The sequence below is a fragment of the Roseovarius sp. genome, assembly GCF_027019125.1.
In the GTDB taxonomy this organism is placed as follows: Bacteria; Pseudomonadota; Alphaproteobacteria; order Rhodobacterales; family Rhodobacteraceae; genus Roseovarius.
Genome location: NZ_JALUXE010000034.1, coordinates 163,383 through 183,139, shown reverse-complemented (window position 1 = coordinate 183,139; position 19,757 = coordinate 163,383). Strand labels below are relative to the sequence as shown.

At 60.3% G+C, this 19,757-nt stretch carries 20 protein-coding genes; 4 read left to right on the top strand and 16 right to left on the bottom strand.

The genetic code is table 11. The features are described 5' to 3' along the window. Positions 1-15: 15 nt before the first annotated feature. The 3 genes from MVC20_RS17215 to MVC20_RS17205 form a co-directional block, all read right to left on the bottom strand. On the bottom strand, positions 16-1,461 hold the full coding sequence (locus MVC20_RS17215) for a DUF6538 domain-containing protein (RefSeq protein ID WP_297543616.1): 1,446 nt from the start codon (positions 1,459-1,461) through the stop codon (positions 16-18). Between the two features lie 229 nt (positions 1,462-1,690). Then, positions 1,691-4,495 carry a DNA polymerase I gene (polA, locus tag MVC20_RS17210; protein ID WP_297543614.1) on the bottom strand — a complete coding sequence of 935 codons (2,805 nt, stop codon included), beginning with the start codon at positions 4,493-4,495 and terminating at the stop codon, positions 1,691-1,693. 79 nt (positions 4,496-4,574) lie between these two features. Beyond that, complete coding sequence (locus tag MVC20_RS17205) at positions 4,575-4,754, bottom strand: zinc-finger domain-containing protein (RefSeq protein WP_037276823.1); 180 nt, start codon at positions 4,752-4,754, stop codon at positions 4,575-4,577. Between the two features lie 74 nt (positions 4,755-4,828). On the opposite strand from MVC20_RS17205, the gene MVC20_RS17200 reads away from it, so the two are divergent. Continuing rightward, the gene (locus MVC20_RS17200; protein ID WP_297543611.1) at positions 4,829-5,758 is read left to right on the top strand and encodes an ABC transporter ATP-binding protein; all 930 of its coding nucleotides are present in this window, start codon (positions 4,829-4,831) and stop codon (positions 5,756-5,758) included. A 213-nt stretch (positions 5,759-5,971) separates the two neighbouring features. Here MVC20_RS17200 and MVC20_RS17195 read toward each other — a convergent pair whose 3' ends face one another. The 4 genes from MVC20_RS17195 to ectA all read right to left on the bottom strand — a co-directional run bounded on the left by MVC20_RS17195 (position 5,972) and on the right by ectA (position 9,703). After that, positions 5,972-7,408, bottom strand: coding sequence for an aspartate kinase (locus MVC20_RS17195; RefSeq protein WP_297543609.1), 1,437 nt, complete (start codon positions 7,406-7,408; stop codon positions 5,972-5,974). A 36-nt stretch (positions 7,409-7,444) separates the two neighbouring features. After that, the gene (locus MVC20_RS17190) at positions 7,445-7,837 is read right to left on the bottom strand and encodes an ectoine synthase (RefSeq protein ID WP_297543606.1); all 393 of its coding nucleotides are present in this window, start codon (positions 7,835-7,837) and stop codon (positions 7,445-7,447) included. 5 nt (positions 7,838-7,842) lie between these two features. Next, entirely contained in the window at positions 7,843-9,123 is a 1,281-nt protein-coding gene (gene ectB, locus MVC20_RS17185; protein ID WP_297543604.1) for a diaminobutyrate--2-oxoglutarate transaminase, read from the bottom strand. Positions 9,124-9,184: 61 nt separating this feature from the next. Next, a complete protein-coding gene (gene ectA / locus MVC20_RS17180; RefSeq protein WP_037276821.1) occupies positions 9,185-9,703 on the bottom strand; it encodes a diaminobutyrate acetyltransferase in 519 nt (172 codons plus the stop codon). A gap of 246 nt (positions 9,704-9,949) precedes the next feature. On the opposite strand from ectA, the gene MVC20_RS17175 reads away from it, so the two are divergent. Next, on the top strand, positions 9,950-10,426 hold the full coding sequence (locus MVC20_RS17175) for a MarR family transcriptional regulator (protein ID WP_297543602.1): 477 nt from the start codon (positions 9,950-9,952) through the stop codon (positions 10,424-10,426). 60 nt (positions 10,427-10,486) lie between these two features. Here the strand turns inward: MVC20_RS17175 and MVC20_RS17170 are convergent, their stop codons facing one another. The 4 genes from MVC20_RS17170 to MVC20_RS17155 form a co-directional block, all read right to left on the bottom strand. Continuing rightward, the gene (locus tag MVC20_RS17170; protein ID WP_297543600.1) at positions 10,487-10,828 is read right to left on the bottom strand and encodes a DUF2853 family protein; all 342 of its coding nucleotides are present in this window, start codon (positions 10,826-10,828) and stop codon (positions 10,487-10,489) included. Positions 10,829-10,999: 171 nt separating this feature from the next. After that, a complete protein-coding gene (locus MVC20_RS17165; RefSeq protein WP_297543598.1) occupies positions 11,000-11,494 on the bottom strand; it encodes a DUF922 domain-containing protein in 495 nt (164 codons plus the stop codon). 27 nt (positions 11,495-11,521) lie between these two features. Further along, positions 11,522-12,910, bottom strand: a complete 1,389-nt coding sequence (gene ahcY, locus MVC20_RS17160; protein ID WP_297543596.1) for an adenosylhomocysteinase — start codon at positions 12,908-12,910, stop codon at positions 11,522-11,524. Between the two features lie 71 nt (positions 12,911-12,981). Continuing rightward, a complete protein-coding gene (locus MVC20_RS17155; protein ID WP_297543594.1) occupies positions 12,982-13,290 on the bottom strand; it encodes a hypothetical protein in 309 nt (102 codons plus the stop codon). Positions 13,291-13,449: 159 nt separating this feature from the next. Between MVC20_RS17155 and MVC20_RS17150 the strand changes: the two genes are divergently transcribed. Together MVC20_RS17150 and MVC20_RS17145 are read left to right on the top strand one after the other, a co-directional pair. Continuing rightward, a complete protein-coding gene (locus MVC20_RS17150) occupies positions 13,450-14,370 on the top strand; it encodes an FkbM family methyltransferase (protein ID WP_297543592.1) in 921 nt (306 codons plus the stop codon). A 30-nt stretch (positions 14,371-14,400) separates the two neighbouring features. Continuing rightward, on the top strand, positions 14,401-14,994 hold the full coding sequence (locus MVC20_RS17145; RefSeq protein WP_297543590.1) for an HD family hydrolase: 594 nt from the start codon (positions 14,401-14,403) through the stop codon (positions 14,992-14,994). Here MVC20_RS17145 and MVC20_RS17140 read toward each other — a convergent pair. From MVC20_RS17140 to cysQ, 5 genes are all read right to left on the bottom strand, one after another. Then, a complete protein-coding gene (locus MVC20_RS17140; protein WP_297543588.1) occupies positions 14,991-16,022 on the bottom strand; it encodes a glycosyltransferase family 2 protein in 1,032 nt (343 codons plus the stop codon). The genes MVC20_RS17145 and MVC20_RS17140 overlap by 4 nt on opposite strands. Before the next feature lie 36 nt (positions 16,023-16,058). Beyond that, complete coding sequence (gene galE / locus MVC20_RS17135) at positions 16,059-17,042, bottom strand: UDP-glucose 4-epimerase GalE (RefSeq protein ID WP_297543587.1); 984 nt, start codon at positions 17,040-17,042, stop codon at positions 16,059-16,061. 21 nt (positions 17,043-17,063) lie between these two features. Next, complete coding sequence (locus MVC20_RS17130) at positions 17,064-17,957, bottom strand: UTP--glucose-1-phosphate uridylyltransferase (protein ID WP_297543585.1); 894 nt, start codon at positions 17,955-17,957, stop codon at positions 17,064-17,066. A 114-nt stretch (positions 17,958-18,071) separates the two neighbouring features. Next, entirely contained in the window at positions 18,072-18,872 is an 801-nt protein-coding gene (locus MVC20_RS17125; protein WP_297543583.1) for a manno-octulosonate cytidylyltransferase, read from the bottom strand. 1 nt (position 18,873) lies between these two features. After that, on the bottom strand, positions 18,874-19,671 hold the full coding sequence (gene cysQ / locus MVC20_RS17120) for a 3'(2'),5'-bisphosphate nucleotidase CysQ (protein ID WP_297543581.1): 798 nt from the start codon (positions 19,669-19,671) through the stop codon (positions 18,874-18,876). Between the last annotated feature and the right edge of the window lie 86 nt (positions 19,672-19,757).

Here is a 19,757-nt window from a genome sequence, read left to right as displayed (position 1 = left end):
ATGATCGGAAAAGGCTTACTCGACCCGGTACCCCTGGGCCTTGAATTCGGCCTCGATAAGGCTCCAAATCTCTGCGTGTGGGCGCGGTTGCCACGTGTCCGTGGGGAAGGCGACCAGCTCGGCATAAAGTGCGCGAAGCCTGAGTTCCGGCCCGTCGCCATAGACCGGGCGTCCACGAAGCTTGCCGACGGAATGGCCGAGGAGAAATGCGCGTTCCTCATTTGTCATGCCTGCAGCCCGACCGCGTTCTTCCCACGTGTGCCTCGTGCCGCCGAAGGTATAGCGCTTTCCACCTTCGGGATGCGGGGGGAAGAGCCCATTGTCCCTCATGAATTTATTGATGTCACCTGAGAAGCTGCCTTTAGATCGATAACGGTAGAAACCCTCGGGATGGCGACGCATTACTTCGAGTGCAGCGCCGAGGAGCGGAACGAGCCTGATGGATGCGAGATTCTTGATGTCGCGGGCGTGCTCTCCCTCTTCGACATACCTAATACGTAAGTGTGGGATAGGATGGTTGAGGATGATGTCCTCGGGCGGAACGTGAACGATCTCAGTCTGCCGACATCCCGTTTCGGCAGCGACAATCCCGATATCGACGCGCTCATCGGTTTCGATCGCTTCGGTCAGTCTGCCGCTGACAAGGTCTCGCACCCATGCGACGGGAAGCGCGGGCTTCCCTCCTTGGTTCGAGGATCTTTCCTTCTTCGGCCTCGGTTTGATCTTGAACCCGGCGACCGGATTGAAAATCTGGCTCGGAAGTGTCCCTGCAAGCTCATGAAACTCGGCAATCATTTGCCTCAGATAGCGAAGGCGCTTGATGGCCTGGTCATCCGAGATGCTCCCGGAATTCACTCTATTTTGCCAATGATTGTAGTATCGCCGTGCGTCGTCCTCGGTGATCTCATGCACGTTCTTGTTCGAGACGACCTCAGAGAAGATCCGTGCGGCGTGCTTGTAGCGGTTGCGCCATTGCCGCATCTGATCCTGGTGCTTCCCTTTCACCTTGTGCTCCCATCGCTCCTCCATGATCTTTGGCATATCGCGGATCTTTATATGGGGGACGTCGCAGACCCCGAGTGCCGCAGGTATTACGGGCGAGTCTGCAGAAATGCCATCGAGCTTCTCGATCCTGGCGACCAGCTCCTCGAGCGGCCCGGCCAAGAGGCCTTGGACCGGAATATAGGGTAGCTGAAGGTCGTCAAGCAGCGCCACCGCAGCTTCGAAAGCCTCTGCCGAGGGGCCCTCGTTTGCTTGCAGCAGGCGGGCCTTCCAAAGCTTTCGAAGCGCGTTCTTTTTCAGGAAGGCAGCAGCTCTCGCCTCTGCTTCGTCGCAGGTCTTCAAGGACTGATTGATCTCAGTCCGGGACTCTACGGTGCGGAACTCCGCAGGAACCCGCCAGCGCAGGTAGTAGATACTGCCGCGGCGCTCGACGCCGTCGACACAATTGGATACGCTCATGGAAATTTTGCTCCACAGTTTGCCACACAACGGAGCCGCGGGTCATCCTTGGTTTTTCGACCCGATTAAGCTCCAAGTGCCGAAGAAGTGGGAGCTTTTTCAGGGCGGCGGAAATCGCGTCTCCGCCACCGATAATTCTCTCCTGGGCACCACTATCCCCGAGGGGATCGTTTCTGTCGGAAATCCAGCCCACACCAGTCCAGCTGATGCCAGATTCGCGCAAAGGCGCTTAGTGGGCCTCGGCCCAGTTTTTGCCATGGCCTGCATCCACCACGAGCGGCACGTCGAGGTGCACTGCGGGGTGGGCCGCGCCCTGCATGACCGTGCGTGCGGCGTCGATCAGGCGCTCGACGCTGGCCTCGGCCACCTCAAAGATCAGTTCGTCATGGACCTGCAAGAGCATCTTGCAGGGCAGCCCCTCGATTGCCTCGGGCATGCGGATCATGGCGCGGCGGATGATGTCTGCTGCCGTGCCTTGTATCGGCGCGTTGATCGCGGCGCGGCGGGCGAACCCGGCGCGCGGGCCCTTGGCGGCGATCTCGGGCGTATGGATTTTCCGCCCGAACAGCGTCTGGACATAGCCGTGATCCTTGGCAAAGGCGATGGTGGCGTCCATGTAATCCTTGATGCCCGGGAACCGTTCGAAGTAGCGGTCGATGAATCCCTGCGCCTCGCCTCTGGGGATGCGCAGGTTGCGCGCAAGACCAAAGCCGGAGATGCCATAGATCACCCCGAAATTGATCGCCTTGGCCTGTCGCCGAATCTCGGGCGTCATCTGGTCAAGCGGCACGTTGAACATTTCTGACGCGGTCATGGCGTGGATGTCATGCCCGTCGCGGAACGCTTGCTTGAGTGTTTCTATTCCTGCGATATGCGCCAGAATTCGAAGCTCGATCTGGCTGTAATCGAGACTGACCAGCCGGTTGCCGGGCGCGGCGACAAAGGCCTCGCGGATGCGCCGCCCCTCTTCGCTGCGCACGGGGATATTCTGCAGATTGGGATCGGATGACGAAAACCGCCCCGTGCTGGCCCCGGTTTGCAGATAGGAGGTGTGCACCCGGCCTGTGTCCGGGTCGATGTGATCCTGAAGCGCGTCGGTGTAGGTGGACTTGAGCTTGCTCAACTGCCGCCAGTCCAGCACGCGCGCCGGCAGATCATGCTCGGTTGCCAGATCCTCCAGCACGTCGGCACCAGTGGCATAGGCGCCTGTCTTGCCCTTCTCCCCGCCCGGCAAACCCATTTCGTCAAAGAGAATCTCACCCAACTGTTTGGGTGATCCGACGTTGAAGCTGCGCCCCGCCAATTCGTGAATCTCGGATTCGAGCGCTGCCATCTTCTGCGCGAACTTGCCCGACATGGCGCGCAGCGTGTCGCGGTCGACCAAGACGCCGTGCCGCTCCATCCGCGCCAGAACCGGCACCAACGGGCGCTCCAGCGTCTCGTAGACTGTGGTGACCTGGGCACGGTGCAATTGCGGCTTGAACGTCAGCCAGAGGCGCAGCGTGATATCGGCATCCTCGGCGGCATATTTGACCGCCTCGGCGACCGGCACGCGGTCAAAGGTGACGGCGGATTTGCCGCTGCCCAGCAGGGATTTGATCGGAATCGGACTATGGCTCAGATAGCGCTCCGAGAGTGTGTCCATGCTATGCCCATGCAGACCGGCATGCAGCGCGTAGGACATCAGCATGGTGTCGTCGATGGGGGCCACGGTGATGCCATGGGCGGCCAGAACCTTGGCGTCATATTTCATGTTCTGCCCGATCTTGAGGATGGCCTCATCCTCGAGCACGGGTTTGAGGGCCTTCAGAACCTCCTCCAGCGGCAATTGCCCCTCGGCCCGCTTGTCCGAGCCAAAGAGGTCATCCGCCGTCCCGTCCTTGTGCGCCAGCGGGATGTAACAGGCCTGGCCCGGTGCCGTGGCCAGCGAAATCCCCACCAGATCGGCCTGCATCTCGTTGAGCGAGGTGGTCTCGGTATCGAAGGCGACATAGCCCTGGGCGCGGATGGTGGCGATCCAGGCGTCCAGCGCTGCGCGATCCGACACACAGTGGTATGTATCAGGCTCTATTGCGGGCCAATCGGCCGTTTGTTCGGGCGTGTCATCCGAGGGTCGCGCGACAGGCTCGGGAATGGTCGGAGCCTCCTTGCCCAAGGCCTCGGCAATGCGTTTCGACAGGGTGCGAAACTCCATCTGCGCCAGAAAACCCAACAAGACCTCGGGATCGGGATCGCGGACTTCGAGATCGTCGAGTGTAAAGTCGAGCGGTGTCTTGCAATCCAACTGCACCAGGCGCTTGGACATCTCGATCTGCGCGCGCTTCTCAATGAGTGTATCGCGCCGCTTGGGCTGTTTGATTTCTTCGGCGCGGTCGAGCAGCGCCTCGAGCGAGCCGAACTCGTTGATCAAGAGCGCCGCCGTCTTGATCCCGATCCCCGGCGCCCCGGGCACGTTGTCGACGCTGTCCCCGGCCAAGGCTTGCACATCGACCACCCGGTCCGGGGCCACGCCGAATTTCTCGCGCACGCCCTCGACATCAATGCGCCGGTTCTTCATCGCATCCAGCATCTCGACCCCGTCGCCGACAAGCTGCATCAGGTCCTTGTCAGAGCTGATGATCGTGACCCGTCCACCCAGATCGCGCGCCTGACAGGCGAGCGTGGCGATGATGTCATCGGCCTCAAATCCCTCTTTTTCCTCGCAGGCGATGTTGAAGGCGCGCGTGGCCTCACGCGTCAGTGGAATCTGCGGGCGCAGATCTTCGGGCATCGCCTCTCGGTTGGCCTTGTAATCGGGGTAGAGCTCGTTTCGGAACGTATGGCTGCCCTTGTCAAAGATCACCGCCACATGCGTGGGCGCGTCATGGCCGTTGTTGCCTTCGACATAGCGTTGCAGCATGTTGCAAAAGCCGGACACCGCCCCGATGGGCAGCCCGTCGGATTTGCGGGTGAGCGGCGGCAGCGCATGATAGGCGCGAAAGATGAACGACGAGCCGTCGATCAGATGCAGGTGACAGCCTTTTCCGAATGACATGGATTGCCCTCCCGATCAGGCTTCTTCTTGGCGTAAATACTCATATCCCAACGCCCGATCCGGGCGCCCGGTCGATGGCTCAGACCTTGCCCTCGAAATCCTTGTGGACCAGCTTGGCATCGCAATAGGGACATTCGACAAATCCCGTCTCATGAGGGATCTGCAGCCAGACGCGGGGATGGCCCAAGGCGCCTTCGCCCCCGTCGCAGGCGACACGATAGCTGTCCACAATGCGGGTTTCGGGGGCCTGCGTTACCATCGGGGCGTTTCCTTTTGCCGTGCTTTCCACTAGGTGCGAATATGAGTGAACACAAGCCGAGGGGCAAGAGCAGCATGGCGTCCAATGCCATTGAAATCCGCGGATTGACCAAGACTTATGGCGGTGGGCGCAACAGCCCCGCCAAAGAGGCGCTCAAGGGCATCGACCTTGATGTGCCGCAGGGGTCGGTTTTCGGCTTGTTGGGGCCGAATGGGGCGGGCAAATCGACGCTGATCAACATTCTGGCGGGGCTGGTGATCAAAACCGCGGGGCAGGTGACGATCTGGGGCTTTGACCAGGACCGCAACCCGCGTCAGAGCCGCGCCTCGATCGGAGTCATGCCGCAGGAACTGAACCTCGATCCGTTCTTCACGCCGCGCGGCGCGCTCGAAGTGCAGGCGGGGCTTTACGGCGTGCCCCGGCGCGAACGCCGCAGCGACGAGATCCTGCGCCTGATCGGGCTGGAGGACAAGGCCGAGGCCTATGCGCGCACGCTTTCGGGGGGTATGCGGCGCAGGCTTTTGCTGGGCAAGGCGCTGGTGCATCATCCACATATCCTCGTGCTGGACGAACCGACCGCCGGTGTGGACATCGAATTGCGCCAGATGCTGTGGGAAAATGTGCGGCGGCTGAACCAGCAGGGCATGACCATCATTCTCACCACCCATTACCTCGAAGAGGCCGAGGAAATGTGTGACGAGATCGCTATCATCAATCTGGGCGAGGTCGTGGCGCGTGACAGTACCGCCAATCTCTTGGGCCGGCTGGATGCCAAGACGATGATCATTCAGCCCGACAAACCTACGGAGCTTCTGCCACAGGGTGAGGGTCTTACGGTCACGCGACGCAGCGATGGCGCGCTGGCGATTTCCTACAAATCCGGGGCGACGCCTGCCGAAGCTGTGCTTGCCGCTGTCCGTGCCGCAGGAATCACCATCCGCGATGTGAAAACCGAACAGGCGGATTTGCAGGATGTGTTTCTGGAACTGACGCGGAGCAGATAGCGCCTGTGAAAGACCCAAACGGAGGATGCCAGCCTATGCCGACACCCTCCGTTCCCCACGTGCTCCCTACGCACCACACGTGTAACTTGATCAGGTCTCGGCCATACTGGCCCGAACAATCCCACCATACGCGAAATGCGCGGCCTCTCCAAACAGAGACTGCCGCGCATTCGTTTCAAATTGTGCTCAGCGCACCCGGTGGATCGGCCGCGCTCAGGCGGCCTTTCTAGGGAGGTGCGCCACCGTGCTTTCGATCAGCGCCCGGTGCAGCGCGGTGATGCCTGCCTCCATCTCTTTTGCGGCAAGGACGAATTGCACATCGACGCTGCGCGGAGTCTGATGCGCGGCGATCACCTCGATGCCCGCCTCTTCCAGCGCCGCGAGCCCCCGGCTCAGCACGCGCAGACCGCTCAGATCACGCCCGATGGGCGACACGAGCGATAGCGTGCGGGCCGAGACCTTGGCCGAGGGGTATATCTCTTCCAAATCCCGCGCCACGCGCCGCACCACCTTGAGCGATGCCTGCACATAATGCGTGATCGTATTGGCGTTCGATGTCTTGGACACGATCCAGACATTGTGCCGCTTGAGCGCCTCGAGAATGGCCGCGTCATAGCCTTTGACGCCCACCATATCCTGTTCGAAAAGCTCGAGCGCCACGACTTTGAGGCCAGTCACAATCTCGACACTTGGGGTATCGGTCGGCTGATCGTCAATCAGCGTTCCGGGATCACCGGGGTCAAACGCATTCGTCACCCGAAGTGCCACATCCGCCTGACGCAGGGTCTTGGCGGCCTTGGGATGAATCGCCTCCATCCCGAGATTCGAGAGCTGATCCGCCACGTCATAGTTGGTGTGGCCCAGCTTGCGCACCGCCTCTTCGCCCACGAGCTTGGGATCGGCAGAGGACAGGTGGAACTCTTTGTGGATGATCGCTTCTTTCGCGCCGGTGTAGGCGGCCAGAGTAGCGAATGTCACTTCGGAATACCCCCGGTCGAACTCTCGCATGAGCCCTTCGGTGCATTGCGCATAGCCGGTGACAATCGGCATTTCGCTGGAGAGGTCCACGTCACGCAGGCCCGCCTCGATGCGTTCGGACAGGCTATGCTCGCTTTCGTCGCGCCAGCCGCTGAGGTCGATGAACCGCGCATTCACACCTGCCCGCTGCAACAAAAGCGTGGTGACAAAGGCCGAATGGGATTCGCCCAGACCGGACAACAGTTCGCGGATGACCAGCATGTGATCGCTCAGGCGGAAATGACCATAAGAGCACAGCCGTTGCAGATCGAAGAGGCACGAGCGCGCGCCTTCGATCCGCTCGCGCACGAATTCGTCCGCCATGCTGCGGTCGCCTGGATTGTCGAGGATGTCGCCATGTGCGGCGCGCATCGCCGCGCCCACCTCGGTCAGCGCGTCCAGCCAGCCGTGATCGTCATCCCCGTTGGCAAAGCGCGCATAGACCCCCGGTGTGCCGGATTTCTTGTGCTCCAGCAGCTTGTTGGTGATCCCGCCAAAGGCCGAGACCACGAAGATACGGTGATAGAGCGCGCCGCCCTCGCGGGTCCCGATAAAGAGCGTGTCGAGAAGCTCGTTTACACGGCTCATGGATGTGCCGCCGATCTTTTCGACGGTGTGATCTGGAAATGTCATAGTCCTCTTATCCGGGCTGCTGCCCGGACCCTCTTGTCAGGCGCTTTCCAGCGCGTAAGAGCCGTCGGCCTGATGCACCTCTTTGCCTGTCACCGGCGGGTTGAAGCAGCAGGCCATGACCAGCTCTTCTTCGGCGCGCAGAATGTGGCGATCATGCTTGTCGAGCGCATACATCACACCCGGCTTGATCTCGTGCGTTTCGCCCGTGGCAATATCCGTGATCGAGCCTTTGCCCTGCATGCAATAGACGCTCTCGAAGTGGTTCTTGTATTCGAACGTATGTTCCGAACCCGGCTCAAGAAACGTGATGTGGAAAGAAAACCCCATCCCGTCGTCGGCCAGAAGCATCCGCACGCTCGACCACTGCGCGTCCGAGACGACGCGCTCGCGCTCGTCTTTGACGATCTTGTTGAAGTCTCTGACAATCATTGCTGTTACTCCGCTGCAAGTTTTTGTGTTTGTGTCACCTCACGCGCCGCCGCTTCGAGGATGTCCAGGCCCTTTTTCAAGGTCGCTTCAGGCGTCGTCAGCGCGGCCAGCACCTTGACCACCTCGTCATGGGCGCCCGAGGTCTCGATGATGAGCCCCTTTTCAAAAGCGCGGGCGCATATCGCCGCAGCGAGCGTGCCACAGCCCACATCGACCCCCTGCATCATGCCGCGCCCCTTGAGAGAGGAGCCGGGAATAGCATCGGCAATCCGCATGAGTGCGTCGCGCAGGATTTCCGACTTGGCGGCGATGGATTTCTGGAACGCATCATCCGCCCAGAATTTTTCGATCGCCACACGCGCCGTGACAAAGGCATGGGTGTTGCCACGGAAGGTGCCATTATGCTCGGCCGGGCCCCAGATGTCATGCTCGGGTTTGATCAGGAGCGCGGCAAAGGGCAGGCCCATCCCCGAAAAGCTCTTGGCCATCGGGATAAGATCCGGCTCAATGCCCATCTCTTCAAAGCTGAAGAAGGTGCCAGTGCGTCCGCACCCGGCCTGGATGTCATCGACGATCAGCAGCGCGCCATGCTCTTTGGCCAGCCGGGCGACACCCTGCATGAAGGCGGTGGAGGCGGCATTCAGCCCACCCTCGCCCTGCACCGGTTCGATGATGAAGGCGGCCGGCGCATCGACGCCGCTCGACGGATTGCCCAGCATTTCCTCGATGATGCGCAGGCTGTCCACGTCGGGCCCAAAGGCACCCTCGTAAGGCATGTGCGTGGTGCCGCAGAGCGATCCACCACCCGCGCCCGCGCGCTTGCCAGCGTTGCCGGTGCAGCTGAGCGCACCCATGGTCATGCCGTGAAATCCGTTGGTAAAGGCAATGATATTGCGCCGCCCCGTGACCTTGCGCGCCAGTTTCATTGCGGCCTCGACCGCGTTGGTGCCTGTGGGCCCGGTCATCATCACCTTGTAATCCATGCCGCGCGGTTTGAGGATGATGTCTTCGAACGCGCGCAGGAACTCGGCCTTGGCGCCTGTGTGCATGTCGAGACCGTGGGTGACCCCATCGGCCGTGATGTGCGCGATCAGGGCTTCCTTCATGTCCGGGTCATTGTGCCCGTAGTTGAGCGACGAGCACCCGGCGAGAAAGTCGATATAAGTGTTGCCCTGCGCATCGGTCATCTCAGACCCCTGCGCCTTGACAAAGGCGGTCGGGAAGCTGCGGCAATAGCTGCGTGCCTCGCTCTCGCGGCGGGCAAAAATTTCCAGGTCGGCTGACATGTCAGTCGTCATAACGTGTTCCTTCATGTGATTGGGAAATAGGCGGGCAGGGGCCTGAGGGTCAGGCCGCCTTCTTCATCCGCTCTTTCATGGCGATGGTGACCATGTATTCGGTGTCGTGCAGATCGTTGAAATGCAGCGACTTGGAGAAATACGGCGTGCTCGACAATTCGCCGTCGTTCAGGTCGCTGAACTTGCGGAAAAGCGCCCAACTTGCGGCGTTGTCGCGGGTAATCGTGGTTTGCACACGGGTCACATCCTTGCAGATGTCACGCGACAACAGCCCGCGCAGCATCAGCGTACCAAGGCCGGTGCCCCGCGCCTTCTCCGACACGGCCACTTGCCAGACAAAGAACGTCTCGGGGTCATCGGGCAGGATATAGCCTGACACCCAGCCGACAATCTCGCCGTCCAGCTCGGCCACGATGCAGGTGTCGCGGAAATGATCGCACTGGATCAGGTTGCAATACATCGAATTCTCATCGAGAGGCTTGCAGGCCTGAATCAGCTCCCAGATGGCCGCGCCATCCTCGGACGAGGGCTTGCGCAGGGTTGGCAGGGCTTTCCGAAACATTTCCATCGCATGTCGCATCGCTGAGTGACCTCTCCATTTGCTTCGCTTAACTAAATATAACGCGTATGCTTATAAATCAACCTTTCTGATGAAAATAGCGTGAATGGGCCATAATTTGAGAAAAAACCTTAATTTTCGGCGTCAAATGCCCTATATATTTAATTAGCGAACTAAATTAGTTTCACAGGAGGAATGAAATTGCAATTGAGCGACAGCTTTGCGACCATTACAGCCATCACAAGAGGGGCTCGGATGGACCGCACAGACCAAAGCTTGATCGCCCTGCGTCGCATCCTGCGCGCAACCGAAATCTATGGGCGCAAGCTCGCCACCGCTGCGGGGCTGACGGCGGTGCAGTTCCGCGTGCTGCAGATCGTGGCGGAACGGGGCAGTTGCACCGCAACCCACATCGCGCAACAGATGCGCGTGTCCCAGGCGACCATCACGGCGCTGGTGGATAAACTGGTGAAACATGGCGTGGTGACGCGCGAAAAGTCCCAGACGGACCGTCGCCAGACCAATATCGTGATCACCGATGCAGGGCATGAGACCATCCGACGCGCGCCTGACGCACTTCAGCAGCGTTATGTGCGCAAGTTCGAGGCTCTTGCGGATTGGGAACAGGCGCAGCTTGTGGCATCTCTCGAGCGGGTCGCCAGCCTGCTGGACGCCGAGGATATAGATGCGGCACCGGTGCTGGATACGAGCGATTTGCGCACGCATTCCTGACCCAGAAACAAGAACACCCGCCAAGGGGCGGGCGCTCTGAATCTCGGTGGGCTCATCGCCTCAGCGATAGACGGCTTCCTTGCCGAAATGCTTGGTCAGCATGTAGTAGATCACCGCGCGATATTTGTTGCGCTCGGATTTGCCATAGGTCTCGATCATCTGATTGATCGCGTCCATCAGCGCCGGGCTATCAGCCAGGCCCAGTTTCTTGACGAGAAAATTCGTCTTGACCGTCTCAAGCTCTGCCGGCTGGCCACCCGCAACGGTTGAGGCATCTGCGTTGTAAATCGCCGGCCCGCAGCCAATCGTCACCTTGGTCAGCAGGTCCATATCTGGCTCCATCCCGCATTTGTTGCGCAGATCGTCTGCGTATCTCGCGATCAGGTCGTCACGCTTTCCCATCAATTCTCTCCCTATTTTCCCGGCAACCGACCGGTTTGTCGTTACACCCAGCCTCACAAATGACGCCTTGGGCACGATAGCCGGGGATTTTTCACGGACAAAGGGAAATTTTCAGCAAGGCTCCCCTGAGGCGAGAACCTGGGGATACCGTCGGTTGATCGCGACACGTCCCTAATTCAGGGTCACACCCTCTTTGCGCCCGTGGTCCGTGACCTTGTCGAATTTGATGTCGACAGCGTTGTATTTCTTGATGATCCCATCACCGCCCGAACATCCCGCCGCTTCGATCTCTTGTGCGGCGGCAATGCCATGACGTCCGTGCTGGCGCTCATGCTCTGTCAGGGCCACAAGCATGGCATCGAATTTCTTGCGCACGTCGGCGGGCATCTTGGAAGGATTCTTGTGCTTTGGCAGGATAATATCGACCGTGACGCTCAGCTTGCAATCGCCGGTCCAGCGCACATACCACTCTGTATAGGCCCAATATCCCTTTGGGCCTTTCTTGTCCATTTCCTTCGCCAGCTCCGCAAGCGACGTGGACGACACCGGATATGTCTTGATCGTTTCGGTGACTTTCGGCCTGGCCTGCGCCGCCGAGATGCCGCCCAGGCCGAGTGCCAGGCCAAGGGCCAGGACACCGACATCAAAAAAGCTCTTCTTCAACATCGGGTTCCTGTCCTATGACTCTATGTATCAGTAGCGGTAATGCTCCGGCTTGAACGGGCCATCGGTGGTTACGCCGATGTAATCCGCCTGATCCTGCCGCAGCTGTGTCAGCTTGACTCCAATACGCTCAAGGTGAAGTCGCGCCACCTTCTCGTCAAGGTGTTTAGGCAGGACATAGACCTGGTTCTCGTATTGATCGCCCTTGGTCCAAAGCTCGATCTGCGCCAGCACCTGATTGGTGAAAGACGCAGACATAACGAACGACGGATGGCCAGTGGCGTTGCCGAGGTTCAACAGGCGACCTTCGGACAAAAGAATGATCCGGTTGCCCGAAGGCATCTCGATCATGTCCACCTGGTCCTTGATATTGGTCCACTTGTGGTTCTTGAGGGCGGCAACCTGAATTTCGTTGTCGAAATGGCCGATGTTGCCGACGATCGCCATATCCTTCATCGCGCGCATGTGCTCGATGCGGATCACGTCCTTGTTGCCGGTGGTGGTGATGAAGATGTCGGCGCTGTCGATCACATCCTCCAGCACAACCACTTCGAACCCGTCCATCGCCGCCTGAAGGGCGCAAATCGGATCTACTTCGGTCACTTTCACGCGCGCACCGGCGCCACGCAGCGACGCGGCAGAGCCTTTGCCCACGTCGCCATAGCCACAGACGACGGCAACCTTGCCTGCCATCATGGTGTCGGTGGCGCGGCGGATACCGTCCACAAGGCTTTCCTTGCAGCCGTATTTGTTGTCGAATTTCGACTTGGTGACAGAGTCGTTGACGTTGATCGCCGGGAAGGGCAATTGACCCTTCTTGTGCAGGTCATAGAGACGATGCACGCCGGTTGTGGTTTCCTCGGATACGCCTTTGATCTGGTCGCGGACCTTTGTGAACCAACCGGGGCTGGCCTTCATTCGCTTGGCAATCTGTGCCTTGATCACCGCTTCCTCTTCCGAGGCGGGGACCGGGATGATGTCTTCGCCAGCCTCGGCGCGCGCACCGAGCAGGACATAGAGCGTCGCATCGCCGCCGTCGTCGAGGATCATGTTCGGGCCGTCTTCGAACAGGAAGGATTTGTCGAGATAGTCCCAATGCTCCTCAAGGGTCTGGCCCTTGATCGCAAACACCGGGGTTCCCCCTGCGGCAATCGCCGCTGCCGCGTGGTCCTGCGTCGAGAAAATGTTGCAAGACGCCCAACGAACATCAGCGCCCAGATCCACCAGCGTTTCGATCAGCACGGCCGTTTGAATGGTCATGTGCAGACTTCCGACGATGCGCGCGCCCTTGAGCGGCTTGGCCTCGCCATATTCCTTGCGCAAGGCCATCAACCCCGGCATTTCGGTTTCCGCGATATCCAGTTCCTTGCGTCCGTATGCCGCGAGATTGATGTCCTTGACGATGTAATCGTTGGCCATGTGAGGGTGGCTCCTTGCATGAGAAGTTTGCGAGGCAGATAGCACTCGCTCCCCCTTTCGGCAATGCGCGATTAGCCCGCCACCCCCTCTGGGTGGGTTGGTGCGGCGTCCTGCCAATTCTGGCCCGTGGCGATCACACAACTCAGCCCATCAGGCCGGGTCACAAAGACGGTGAAGCTGCCGGTCTGATCCGACGCCCAGATTTCAAGCAACTGTTGCGCACTTTGCAGCCCACCGCCGGTCAAATGTTCGGAATAGCGCCCCTCAAGGTGTTCGATCAGATCGGCGCGCGGCAGGCAGGTGATCATTTGCGCGTGGACGGGCGGTGCCAGCGCTGCGGCACCAAAGATGACAGCGGTGGAACAGAGACGTTTGAACATGGCCTTTCTCCTCAGCTCTGGCGCATGACTGCGCCGGGTGTCCATGCCGTCAATCTGGGTGGTCGAGGATCGCGTTACACTAAAACTCCGAGCACAAGCGCGTGTTGCCCCTGTGTTTAGGGTTTGCACCCGGATCGACCATTGCCTAGGTCTGTCGCCATGATCACCTCACCTCGCCTCACCTTCTCCAGCCCTGCCGCGCGGCTGCAGTACATGCTCTTGATGGGGCTCTTTCGTCTCGCCGTGACGCGCGGGCTCTATGGCCGGTTTGCGCGCGGGCTTGGGCGGCTTTTCGACCCCGAGAACGCAGTGATCCTGCATGACGGCGATGCCGCGCCCTATCGTATCCTGCTCAATGATGGCTATTGGACCCGCTTTGCGCTCTATCTTGCGCCCTATGAGCCCGAGGTTGACGCGGTGTTGCGCGCTGCCGCCGGGGCGACGCCGCTCTTTTGCGATCTCGGCGCAAACATGGGGTATTGGACCACCCGCGCCGTGCCGCTCTTTGAGCGCGTGATCGCGGTCGAGGCGTCGGCGCGGACATTCGATCGGTTGCGGGTCAACGCGGGCACACTGCCGGGCGTCACGATCCACCGCGCGGCGATCCATGCGCGGTCTGGCCAGGTGCTGACGTTTGTGAATACACATCTCAGCCATGCCTCTGCCCGCCTGATGGGCGCCGTGCCAGCGGGCGCGCAGGACCGGACCGAGACCGTGACGACGCTTGCCATCGACGATCTTGTCCCAACTGGCACCGCCGCACTGATCAAGCTTGATGTCGAGGGAGCCGAGATAGAGGCCATCGCTGGCGCGGCCCGCGCTCTGAGCGATGGGTCCGTTCTGATCTACGAGGATCACGGCAATGATCCGGATTGCACGGTGAGCGCGCATTTGCTGGCACAGCCGGAGATGAGGCTCTATTCCAGCGAAAGCACCCTCAGACCGATGTCCGATCTTGCCAGCGTCAGGGCGGTAAAGACCGACACGTTCAAAGGATATAATTTCGTTGCGGCACGCGCTGATTCCCCTCTTTTGGCGCGGATACAAGAGAGCTTTGCAAAAGCGCCTCAGCCGCGCTAGGCAGGGTCGGTCAAATCAACCGGAGGACCCATGCCGAAACCCCGCGCTTGGCAAAAGATGCTCTCGGGCCGCCGGCTCGACCTTCTCGATCCCACGCCCGTCGATATCGAGATCGAGGACATTGCACACGGGCTCAGCTTTGTTGCGCGCTGGAATGGGCAGACCTTGGGCGATTTTGCCTACTCGGTGGCCGAGCACTCCTTGCTGGTCGAAAGGCTCTATTCCCGCCTGACGCCTGCTGCTCCCGCCAAATGGCGATTGGCCGCGCTCCTGCATGATGCGCCGGAATACGTGATCGGCGACATGATATCCCCGGTCAAGAACGCGGTCGGGCCGGGCTATGACGATCTTGACAGACGCCTTGCTGCGGCGATCCACATCCGCTTTGGCCTGCCCGCCGCGATCCCGCCTGCGATCAAGAAACAGATCAAGCAGGCCGATAAAATCAGCGCCTGGATGGAGGCAACGGAGATCGCGGGGTTCTCGGTGGCTGAGGCGGATCGTTTCTTTGGCAAACCTGATCCTGCGCTGCTGCAAGGGCTTTGCATCACCCTTCGTCCCCCGGTCGAGACGCGCAATGACTACACCGCGCGCTATCAGGCCCTTATCGCCGAGATTGGCTAATTCCAACCGCCGCGCGACATGAGCCCCATCGCCTCGAGTTGGCGCCAGCCAACCAGCCGGGTCGAACCTTCGCACCATAGATCCGGGTCTGCCTGCAACGCGTCGTAGTAGCCGTCATAGAGACTACTATTGGCAAAATGCTCTTGCCGGGCCTTTTCTTCGGCAGAGCGTTCGACCACGGTGTTGAGGAATTTGCTGTGCAGCAGGATGCCCGAGGTCATCTCGCCCCCGGTCGTGTCATAGACATGATTCAGCCGTCGGGGCAGGAGCGCATGCGCGGAACTCACATAGGCATAGCGTCGGTTCCATTTGACCAAGGGCACCTTGCCCATGGTTGGTGCACGGCGTGGATCGCTGGCAAAGAACATCCGGGCACGCGGGCCGCCTTGAATCCACAGGTTCTGCAAATCTGGCTTGCGCCGCATGCCATAATTGCCGCCATCGAACCAGCAGAGTGCTTGAAACGGGTCTGTTCCGGCCTCGTAGGCATAGGTCGACAGGGGGCCTTGGGGGTACATATCAAGCATCAGCGCGCCGAAGGACCGGCGCTTTTGTCCCTCTAGCCACTCGCAGAGCGCAGGCAGGGTTCGCGTGTCGTGATAGGGATAGATCAGGCATTCGTCGGCATCGAGGGTCAGGCACCAATGACCGTGTCCGTGCTTCATCTGCAACCAGGTCAACCAATCAACGCCAAAACGCGACAGCTTGTAGCTATGATCCGTGCTCCACAAAGAGACATCGGGTTGTGCGGCGAGGTAGTCACGTGTGCCATCGTCGCTGGCATTCTCGACAATCAGAAAATGCCGCACGCCAAGGTTCCGGTGATGGTCGAGGAAATAGGGCAGACGCAGCGCCTCGTTCCGGACTGTGCTGAAACATAGGATGTCACCGGGTCTGATCCGGGATGTTTCGTCACGAACACAGCGCAATTGCCGTCTCTTGCGAAAGCTGCGCCAGAGCAGGCGGCGCCGCTTCCATCGCAAGCGATAGTCCATCGCCAGATTGCTGATCCTCTCGCCCGCGCCCATGTGGTCCCCGTGATCCCCCAAGCGGCAGAGTCAGCGCTATTTGTCGTAATGTCCAGTCTGATGCCAGCGCCACGCATCCTCGATCATCTGTGTGAGCGTGGAGCGTTTCGGCTGCCAGCCCAGCTCTGCCGCGGCGCGGGTCGATCCCGAAACAAGCCGCGTGCAGTCGCCTGGCCGCCGTGCGCCTTCGACCACGGGCACGGCCCGGTTGGTCACGACCGCAGATTGGTCGATCACCTCGCGCACGGAAAATCCGGTGCCGGTGCCAAGGTTGAAAATGCGGCTGCCCTTGCCTGCCTCCAGCCATTTGAGGCCAAGAACATGTGCATCAACCAGATCACTGACGTGCACATAGTCGCGGATGCAGGTGCCGTCGGGCGTGTCGTAATCCGTGCCAAAGATCGTCAGCGCATCACGCTTGCCGTCGATTGCATCCAGCATCAGCGGAATGAGATGGGTTTCGGGTTGGTGGAATTCACCGATCTCTGCCTCTGGGTCGGCACCCGCGACGTTGAAATAGCGGAAAATCACATGGCGCAGGCCATATGCGGCCCCGAAATCGTGGAGCATATCCTCGATGGCGCGCTTGGAGGCGCCATAGGCATTGATCGGATGCTGCGCGCACCCTTCGTCAAGCAGGACGTTGTCCTGATCGCCATAGGTGGCGCAGGTCGAGGAGAACACAAAGTCGAGACAGTCCGCCGCCACTGCCGCCTGAATCAGAGACAGCGACCCGGCGACGTTGTTGTGCCAATAGAGACCTGGATCACGCATGCTCTCGCCCACCTGGCTGAGTGCTGCAAAATGCATCACCGCCGCGGGTCGATAGGTGGCAAATACCTCATCGAGCCGCGCGCGATCCGTCAGATCGCCTTGCTCGAAGGGGCCGAATTTCACGGCGTCCTGCCAGCCTGTGCACAGATTATCGTAGGTGACGGGCGTATAGCCCGCAGCCGCCAATGTCTTGCAGGCGTGGCTGCCGATATAGCCCGCCCCGCCTGTGACCAGAATATGCGTCACCAGACTTCCTTTCGTGGAGTCTTACTGAGCCGCTTTTTCAGAGTGGACCACGTCGGAAATGTAATTCCAGAGTTCATCCCGCAACTCGTCACGCGCCAGGGCAAACGCCACCGTTGCCTGCAAAAACCCTGCTTTAGAGCCGCAATCGAACCGCTGGCCCTGAAAGCGGAAACCGTAGACCTCTTCGCCATCTTCGCGCGCGGCGTCAATGGCATCGGTCAGTTGGATTTCGCCACCCGCGCCTGCCTGTTTGCGGTTCAGTTTCTGCAAGACGGTGGGGGTCAGGATATAACGCCCGATCACCGCGAGGTTCGAGGGCGCTGTGCCTGCGGCCGGCTTTTCCACCATGCCCTTGGTCGACACGATGCTTCCCATATCCTCCTTGATATCGAGAATACCGTAGGACTTTGTCATGGCGTCCGGCACTTCCATTGCCGCCACGATATTGCCCTGCGTTTCCTCAAAGGCTTCGACCATCTGTGCAAGACAGGGCTTTTCCGCGGCGATCACGTCGTCCGGCAGGATCACGGCAAAAGGTTCGTTCGAGATGAGCCGCCGCGCGCACCACACGGCATGGCCCAGACCTAGCGGCTTGTGCTGGCGCATATAGGCCACTTCGCCGCTGTCCATGTTGGTGGATTTCAGGATTTCGAGCAGATCATCCTTACCTTTGCGGCGCAATTCGGCCTCAAGCTGTGGGGCGTAGTCGAAATAATCCTCAAGCGCACCTTTGCCGCGCGAGGTGATGAAGATGAATTCCTTGATCCCGGCGGCGCGCGCCTCGTCTATGGCGTATTGCACCAAAGGGCGATCAACCAGCGTCATGATTTCCTTGGGCACCGATTTCGTGGCTGGCAAAAACCGTGTTCCAAGCCCGGCGACTGGAAAGATTGCCTTGGTTACTTTGCTACGCATGGAATGCTCCTGGAAAACTTTTGGTCACCTTACACAACAGCGACGTCTTTTGCATCGTGTTAAGGGGAAAATTCGCGAAATGTTGCGCTTTGGCAGGGTATTGATGAGCGATCTTTAGCCCATGCCCATTTCCCGCATCATCGCCTCGATGCGCGGTACGTCTTCGGGGTTGTTCAACTCCCAGAATTGCCGCCCCTGCGCCGCGACCTCGACGCAGAGCACCGGGCGTCCGCGTTCGAGAAACCGCAGCTGTTCGAGCCCTTCGAGCTTTTCCAGCGGCCCCATCGGCCAAGTGGCATAGTCGCGCAGCGCTTGCGGACGGTAGGCGTAGACACCGACATGGTGAAAGACCGGCGTCTCCTCGTCGGTCTCATAGCGACGAGGGGTGTAGGGAATCACTTCCTTGGAAAAGTAGAGCGCGCGCGCGCCCTCGCCAAAGACCGCCGTTGTGCCGCCGACCCGGCCATTTGCGCGGTCGTCGAGAAAGCCGTTGAGGGCGCGACCGTCACATCGCAGCACGGGCGTTGCCACCTCTGCCCCGGAATCTGCGCGCAGGCCAGCGATCAGATCCTCGACGAACCAATGCGGGGTGAGCGGTGCGTCGCCTTGCAGGTTGACGATGATGTCATAGTCGCCGCCCATGACCTCCAGCGCCTCGGCACAGCGCTCGGTGCCGTTGCCGCAACTTTCAGAGGTCATGACGACCTCTGCACCGAATGCCTCGGAGGCTGCGCGGATACGGTCGTCATCGGTGGCCACAACAACCCGGTCGACACCCTGCACCTGACGGGCGGCCTCCCATGAGCGCCGGATCAGGCTCTTTGCCTCGCCCGTGGCCCCGGTCAGGGCCACGAGCGGCTTGCCGGGATAACGGGTCGAGGCGTAACGCGCGGGAATGACGATGACGACGCTCATCTCATGCTCCTTTCAGGACCACGCCGGGGGCGAGGGCGATGAAGAACGGATTGGCGAAATCTGCCTTTCCGTAGGTGAGCGGCTGGTGATCCTCGAAGCGTACCACTTGCCCCCCGGCCCCGTTCAGCACGGCATGCCCGGCGGCTGTGTCCCATTCCATCGTGCGCCCCAGACGGGGATAGAGATCGGCCTCGCCGGTCGCGACAAGGCAGAACTTGAGCGAGGAGCCCGCGCTCGTCATGTCCTTGACCGCGTATTTGCCGATGTAGTCGTCGGTGGCCTGATCGCGGTGCGATTTGCTCGCCACGACCATGAGCGCGGTATTGTCCGGTTGCGCCACCCGAACGGGCCGCAAGGCACCGGGCGTGTCCAATGCAAACGGCCCTTCTTCCTCGACCGAATTGCCATCGGCCAGCGTGTAGAACATGCGCCCCTTGGCTGGGGCATAGACCACGCCACGGGTCGGCACGCCCGCTTCGACATAGGCGATGTTGACTGTGAAATCGCCGCGCCGGTTGATGAATTCCTTTGTCCCATCCAGCGGGTCGACGATCAGAAAGGTCTTGGCCGTCTCGCCATGCGATGTTGCCTGTTCCTCTGTCACCAGCGGAACCTCGGGGAAAGCGGCGCGCAGGCCGGCGGAAATGATCGCATCGGCCGCCTCGTCCGCCTCTGTCACGGGGCTTGCGTCGGACTTGACCTTTACCGCGAAATCATCCGCCTCGTAGATGTCCATGATCTTTGCCCCGGCTTCAAGCGCTAGGGCCCGCATCACCGAAATCAGCCTGTCATACTCCAAATCGCCACTCCTTTGCCGCCAAGACGCCACTTTGCGCCGTTAACCGATGGATTATATCTGCGCCCTTATGATACGCTCTCGCAAGG

Bases quoted from the DNA above. Each gene is read 5' to 3' on its own strand.
- MVC20_RS17215 (WP_297543616.1), bottom strand. From the start codon at position 1,461: ATGAGCGTATCCAATTGTGTCGACGGCGTCGAGCGCCGCGGCAGTATC.
- polA (WP_297543614.1), bottom strand. From the start codon at position 4,495: ATGTCATTCGGAAAAGGCTGTCACCTGCATCTGATCGACGGCTCGTCG.
- MVC20_RS17205 (WP_037276823.1), bottom strand. From the start codon at position 4,754: ATGGTAACGCAGGCCCCCGAAACCCGCATTGTGGACAGCTATCGTGTC.
- MVC20_RS17200 (WP_297543611.1), top strand. From the start codon at position 4,829: ATGGCGTCCAATGCCATTGAAATCCGCGGATTGACCAAGACTTATGGC.
- MVC20_RS17195 (WP_297543609.1), bottom strand. From the start codon at position 7,408: ATGACATTTCCAGATCACACCGTCGAAAAGATCGGCGGCACATCCATG.
- MVC20_RS17190 (WP_297543606.1), bottom strand. From the start codon at position 7,837: ATGATTGTCAGAGACTTCAACAAGATCGTCAAAGACGAGCGCGAGCGC.
- ectB (WP_297543604.1), bottom strand. From the start codon at position 9,123: ATGTCAGCCGACCTGGAAATTTTTGCCCGCCGCGAGAGCGAGGCACGC.
- ectA (WP_037276821.1), bottom strand. From the start codon at position 9,703: ATGGAAATGTTTCGGAAAGCCCTGCCAACCCTGCGCAAGCCCTCGTCC.
- MVC20_RS17175 (WP_297543602.1), top strand. From the start codon at position 9,950: ATGGACCGCACAGACCAAAGCTTGATCGCCCTGCGTCGCATCCTGCGC.
- MVC20_RS17170 (WP_297543600.1), bottom strand. From the start codon at position 10,828: ATGGGAAAGCGTGACGACCTGATCGCGAGATACGCAGACGATCTGCGC.
- MVC20_RS17165 (WP_297543598.1), bottom strand. From the start codon at position 11,494: ATGTTGAAGAAGAGCTTTTTTGATGTCGGTGTCCTGGCCCTTGGCCTG.
- ahcY (WP_297543596.1), bottom strand. From the start codon at position 12,910: ATGGCCAACGATTACATCGTCAAGGACATCAATCTCGCGGCATACGGA.
- MVC20_RS17155 (WP_297543594.1), bottom strand. From the start codon at position 13,290: ATGTTCAAACGTCTCTGTTCCACCGCTGTCATCTTTGGTGCCGCAGCG.
- MVC20_RS17150 (WP_297543592.1), top strand. From the start codon at position 13,450: ATGATCACCTCACCTCGCCTCACCTTCTCCAGCCCTGCCGCGCGGCTG.
- MVC20_RS17145 (WP_297543590.1), top strand. From the start codon at position 14,401: ATGCCGAAACCCCGCGCTTGGCAAAAGATGCTCTCGGGCCGCCGGCTC.
- MVC20_RS17140 (WP_297543588.1), bottom strand. From the start codon at position 16,022: ATGGGCGCGGGCGAGAGGATCAGCAATCTGGCGATGGACTATCGCTTG.
- MVC20_RS17130 (WP_297543585.1), bottom strand. From the start codon at position 17,957: ATGCGTAGCAAAGTAACCAAGGCAATCTTTCCAGTCGCCGGGCTTGGA.
- MVC20_RS17125 (WP_297543583.1), bottom strand. From the start codon at position 18,872: ATGAGCGTCGTCATCGTCATTCCCGCGCGTTACGCCTCGACCCGTTAT.